Raw genomic sequence first — 4,999 nt, forward strand, 5'->3', positions numbered from 1 at the left:
AATCAAAAGTGCAACGGAAATTGATACCTGGGCGCAACAGCAAATGAATATACAGGGCCTGGTAGGTGCCTGTGAGTGGTTAGCGGATAAAGAGATCATTCATCGTACTTCACTTCCGCATCGATTGACACCCACAAGCCTGGAAGAAGTGGAGGAGATGGCGTTTTATTATTGAGTGTTAGCGTTTTAGGGTATAGGAGTATTAGCGTTTTTTAATGAGCCTATCTGGTAATGGCCTTGATCCCAATTCTTAGCCCCTAACACGTACTCTTCAGTAAAAGGATTAGGGCAGTGGGAAGTATGTAATCCTTCGTCAATTTAGTTTGATTATGTACCTAGCTTATTATTAACTTATTCCTACCAAATGCTCCTAAACTCCTGCTTTCCATTCACTCGCACGCCAACACCCTAAAACACTAACACGTTTAAACACTATCACTTCTCCAATGAAAAGAAGTCATATTGAAGTACAGGGAGCACGTGTACACAACTTAAAGAACGTATCCATCAGGATACCTCGGGAAAAACTGATCGTAGTAACAGGGCTCTCTGGTTCTGGCAAATCTTCCCTTGCCTTGATACCATATATGCGGAAGGACAAAGGCGCTACATGGAATCCCTTTCTACCTATGCCAAGCGGTTCATTTCCCAAATCAATAAGCCTGATGTAGATTTTGTTTACGGACTTTCACCTGTCATTTCCATCGAACAGAAAACCATCCAGCGAAATCCCCGATCTACTGTGGGTACTATGACGGATATCGCCAGTTACCTGAACCTTCTTTATGCAACCATTTCAGAGGGATATAATCCCTGGAGCGAAGAGCTATTATCCATAAAGTCGGCATCTGTTATCCTGGATGCTTTGATGTCGCTGAAAGAGGGGAGCCAGATAGAGTTGCGAGCCCCGATTTACCCGGTTTATGGGGAGGATTTTTCATTTCTATTTACGGAGATTCGGAAGAAAGGCTATCGCAGGATGTACATAGATGGTAAATTGTACGATCTGCAAGAGGATATTGACATAGACGAAAGTCGTGACTACCAGATGGAGGTGCTCATTGATAGCTTCCATTGCGGAAAAGTGCGGACAAGGAAATGCTAACCAGCATCAACAATGCCATCCTCATGGGGGATCCTTACTTGCGCATTCGGGTCCCAAGCGATGATGCTCAGCAGGAACGCCTGTACAAAAAGTTAAAGCTGTCAGAAAGCGGTATATTGAGTGCAGATTTAACCCCCAATTTTTTCATGTTTAATGAGCCGGCATCTGCCTGTCGTACCTGCCTTGGACTGGGTACCTATATGCGGGTGCACGTAGACTTATTGGTGCCTGATCCTTCCAGAAGCATAGCAGAAGGATGCTTTATCGAAGAAGCGGCTAAGTTCAATCCTGATAACTGGCACGGAAGGCATATGCATAGTATGTCTTTGCATTATGGTTTTAGCCTGGATACTCCTTTTCGGGACTTGTCTCCCGAGATCCAGGAAATGCTCCTGTATGGGACGAAAAGGAGAAAAATATACCCTGCTTTTGCCTCCCGGGGCAAAAGCAGAAAAAGACCCAAAAGCGAGAGGTGCCTGGTACCGTATGATCGGGGATCAGATAGGCTATGAGGGGTTGCCGGGAACATCGAACGAAACTATAAATGGTACCGACAAAGGCAGGATGCGAATTCGGGCATGGAAGAGTGGCTGAAAAAGGTGATGGTAGAACATAAGTGCCCCGACTGTGGGGTGCCCGCTTAAAGGACAGTCGCCAGCGATTTCGGATAGGTGGGAAAAATATTTTCGAATTAGGGGAGCTGAGTTTTCAGGAGATGAAGGCTTTTCTGGAGAATGTAAAGCCTGCGAGGATAAGGAAGCGGGAAAGCAAATCCTGAAGGAAATAATTGCTCGATTGGACCTGCTGCTGGGAATTGGCCTGGATTACCTGAACCTGAACAGAAGATCGGGAACCCTTTCGGGAGGCGAAGCTCAGAGGATTCGCCTTTCCACCCAAATTGATCGGGCCTTATGGGAATGCTCTATGTTCTTGACGAGCCCAGCATCGGCCTGCATCCCAAAGACAATGTACGCATGATTTCTACCCTCAATCGACTGAGGGATTTGGGAAATACGGTCATTGTGGTTGAGCATGATGAGGAAACGATTCGAGCAGCTGATTATATCGTGGAAATGGGTCCTGGCCCAGGTATTCATGAGGGGAAGTAGTAGTTGAGGGAAGCATAGATGCCCTTATGCAAGAAGCGTCTTCACCTACCGGCCAATTTTTATCGGGAAAAAGAAAAATAGCGATTCCCACTGAGCGGCGAGCAGGCAATGCCATGCCTTATTCATCAAAGGAGCCCGGGAAAACAACCTGAAAAATATAGATGTAGAAGATTCCGCTGGGGAAATTTGTCTGTGTGACAGGAGCCTCAGGTTCAGGGAAAAGCAGCCTGATCCATGAAATCCTCTTCAAGCGCTTTCCAAAAACACATATACGACAGCCGTATACTTAGTGGAGAGCATGATGCGATTGAGGGAATGGAGCATGTGCAAAAGCTTACCCATATTGACCAATCACCCATTGGTCGATCGTCCCGTTCAAATCCCGCCACCTATACTGGCTTTTACGATGACATCCGGAAGATTTTTGCGGCTACGGATCTGTCTAAAGAAAGAGGCTACAAGGCGGAAGGTTTAGTTTAATGTAAAAACCGGCCGTTGCCCGGAATGCATGGGAGAAGGTACAATCAAAACTCAGTTGTACTTTATGCCGATGTCGAGCGTATGTGTGAAACCTGCAAAGGAGCTCGCTTTAATCCGGAAACCTTGCAAGTCGTTTATCAGGGAAAGACCATCTCCGATGTATTGAATATGTCTTTAGAGGAAGGGGAAGCATTTTCAAAGAACACAAAAAGGTACATAATCAGATCAAGCTGCTGAACGAATTGGGCCTTGGATATTTGACCCTGGGCCAATCCAGCACCACCCTCTCCGGGGAGAAGCCCAGAGAGTCAAACTTGCTGCTGAACTGAGCAAGCTCCGAAGAGGTGCTCATGTCCTCTACATCCTGGACGAGCCCACAACAGGATTGCATTTGGCAGACATTTCGCGTCTCTTGGATAGTTTAAATCGCCTGGTGGAGGCGGGCCATAGTGTCATCGTGATTGAGCATCATCTGGATGTCATAAAAACGGCTACTGGATCATCGATTTAGGTCCGGAGGGAGGCGAGGGAGGAGGAGAGTTCTGCTAGCTGGAACTCCGGAAGAAGTCGCTGGCTTTGAGGGAAGCCATACCGGACGCTTTCTCAAGGAAAGCCTGGCTTAAAAGTCCTTTTTTGCAGTGCGTACAAGAGATAAATGGTAGATCCAAGCTCATTTACAAGGAAAAAAAAATCCTTTTTCCCGTTTCGATTTGCCCATTCCTGAAACTGTGAAAGGGAGGGGCGTAGGTGGAATCAAATTCCACATTATGAAAACGAATACTAGCTGCCCCCATTGCGGAAAGGAAAATAGCCTTCAGGCCTGTTTGCAATGCGTACTCCTTTGCCCACAACTGTGGCAAAGATTGAACCCCTTCGCGATGAAATCCTTCAATTAAGGTACACGACCAATCAGAAAAGCCTTGAGCTCCTCGCTCGAATTGATCGCATTGAGCAAGAGCTGCTTACTTTCCAAAAGCCTGTAAAGGAAGTAGAAAAAAAGGCGGTAAAACCCCCCGCTGAATTCAAGGCCTCGGAAGTCAGGCATTCGCCATCTGAAAAAGAAAACGTATCTCCTGCAGCATTAATCACAGCTGCCTCCTACAGCACAAAGCAAGTGGAAGGTAAACACAATGCACAAATCCCTCCCGTCCGAAAACAAATCAAAAAAGAGCCTATAGAGCTGCCAATATGGCTTCAGCTTGTTCTGGCTCCACTTCTACAAATCATTGCTTACCTCAAAGGCGTACATAAGCATTACAAAGCAGAAGGCCGACTGCCCGTCTTCTTCTTATCCCTGGGGGAATCATCGCCATACTTTTTGGGGTTGGATACCTCATGCAGCTCGGCTTGAGTTATTTCATGAACATCCTTTCTCTTCAACTATTGGAAGGAATCAAGATCGGATTCGCGCTGTCCGGAGCGGCAGGTCTGATTTTATTGGGCTATCGATTCAATAAAAAGGATCAAAAGTACAAGGATTTCGCCTCCGCACTTCTGGGGCTGGGAATCGCCTCCTTTTAACCTGATCTTTTACTTTTTACCCCAAAACGAATTCTTCCCCCTATTTCAAAATCCCTATGTGAGCCTTATTCTGGTAGCGGCGACAGCTGCTCGGGCATCTATTCCTCCTTCAAATTTGAGGCTAGGGTGCTGGGGTGGTGAGCTATCTGGGAGCATCTTGATACCGCTGGTGTTGGATGCGCAAGTCATTGGCGAGCTCTACCTGGGATTTCTATTTGTACTAAGTGCTGCTCAACTATATTTGGCTAGAAAAATTGATTGGCAAGTCCTGAAGTTAATTTGCTTATTGGTGTAGTGGGCGTCATCGAATGGATGATGTTTCTGACTCCTGATCAGTTTTCTTTATTTAGTCAACTATTCTTTCTGCATGCTTTTTCTATCTCTTCATTTTTACTACAATATGGAAGAAAGCGGGCTGGTTAAAGCATTTTCACAGGGAAAATATCCTGTACATTTCTTCTTCCCTTAGTATACTAATCATCAATTCGCTCTGGACTAGCTGCACAGTTTGACAAAGCGAATTTGATGGGTTGGATCTTTTTGGCAAATGCCATGCTCTGGGCAGCTCTATGTGCCTTTAGCTTTCAGAAGATCAGTGATTCCTTTAAATGGGTTTGCTGCCTTGTTTTGGGTGCATTTCTTACCCTATCGGTTGTTCTCCTGTTGGACAAAAATCTGCTAGCTATTGGTTTAGGGGTTGAAGCCCTTGTATTGATGAGTTTTGGATTTCGTTTTGCTTTGCCAAAAGTTCGTATGGAAGCCTGGCTGATTATGGCTATAGTTA

5 protein-coding genes are annotated in these 4,999 nt (G+C 45.8%); all 5 read left to right on the plus strand.

All coding sequences use genetic code 11. From position 1 onward, the window contains the following. The first annotated feature begins 610 nt into the window (after positions 1-610). Positions 611-1,105 carry a hypothetical protein gene (locus D5R40_RS38340; protein WP_205127752.1) on the plus strand — a complete coding sequence of 165 codons (495 nt, stop codon included), beginning with the start codon at positions 611-613 and terminating at the stop codon, positions 1,103-1,105. Positions 1,106-1,305: 200 nt separating this feature from the next. Next, on the plus strand, positions 1,306-1,617 hold the full coding sequence (locus D5R40_RS43065; RefSeq protein ID WP_375339429.1) for a hypothetical protein: 312 nt from the start codon (positions 1,306-1,308) through the stop codon (positions 1,615-1,617). Positions 1,618-3,547: 1,930 nt separating this feature from the next. Beyond that, the gene (locus D5R40_RS30330) at positions 3,548-4,045 is read left to right on the plus strand and encodes a hypothetical protein (RefSeq protein WP_124155686.1); all 498 of its coding nucleotides are present in this window, start codon (positions 3,548-3,550) and stop codon (positions 4,043-4,045) included. A gap of 8 nt (positions 4,046-4,053) precedes the next feature. Continuing rightward, positions 4,054-4,215, plus strand: coding sequence for a hypothetical protein (locus tag D5R40_RS36490; RefSeq protein ID WP_161565118.1), 162 nt, complete (start codon positions 4,054-4,056; stop codon positions 4,213-4,215). 525 nt (positions 4,216-4,740) lie between these two features. Next, positions 4,741-4,999, plus strand: a 259-nt coding sequence (locus D5R40_RS36495) for a hypothetical protein (RefSeq protein ID WP_134239645.1), incomplete at its 3' end; no start/stop codon positions are given.

Source organism: Okeania hirsuta, from assembly GCF_003838195.1.
GTDB lineage: Bacteria > Cyanobacteriota > Cyanobacteriia > Cyanobacteriales > Microcoleaceae > Okeania > Okeania hirsuta.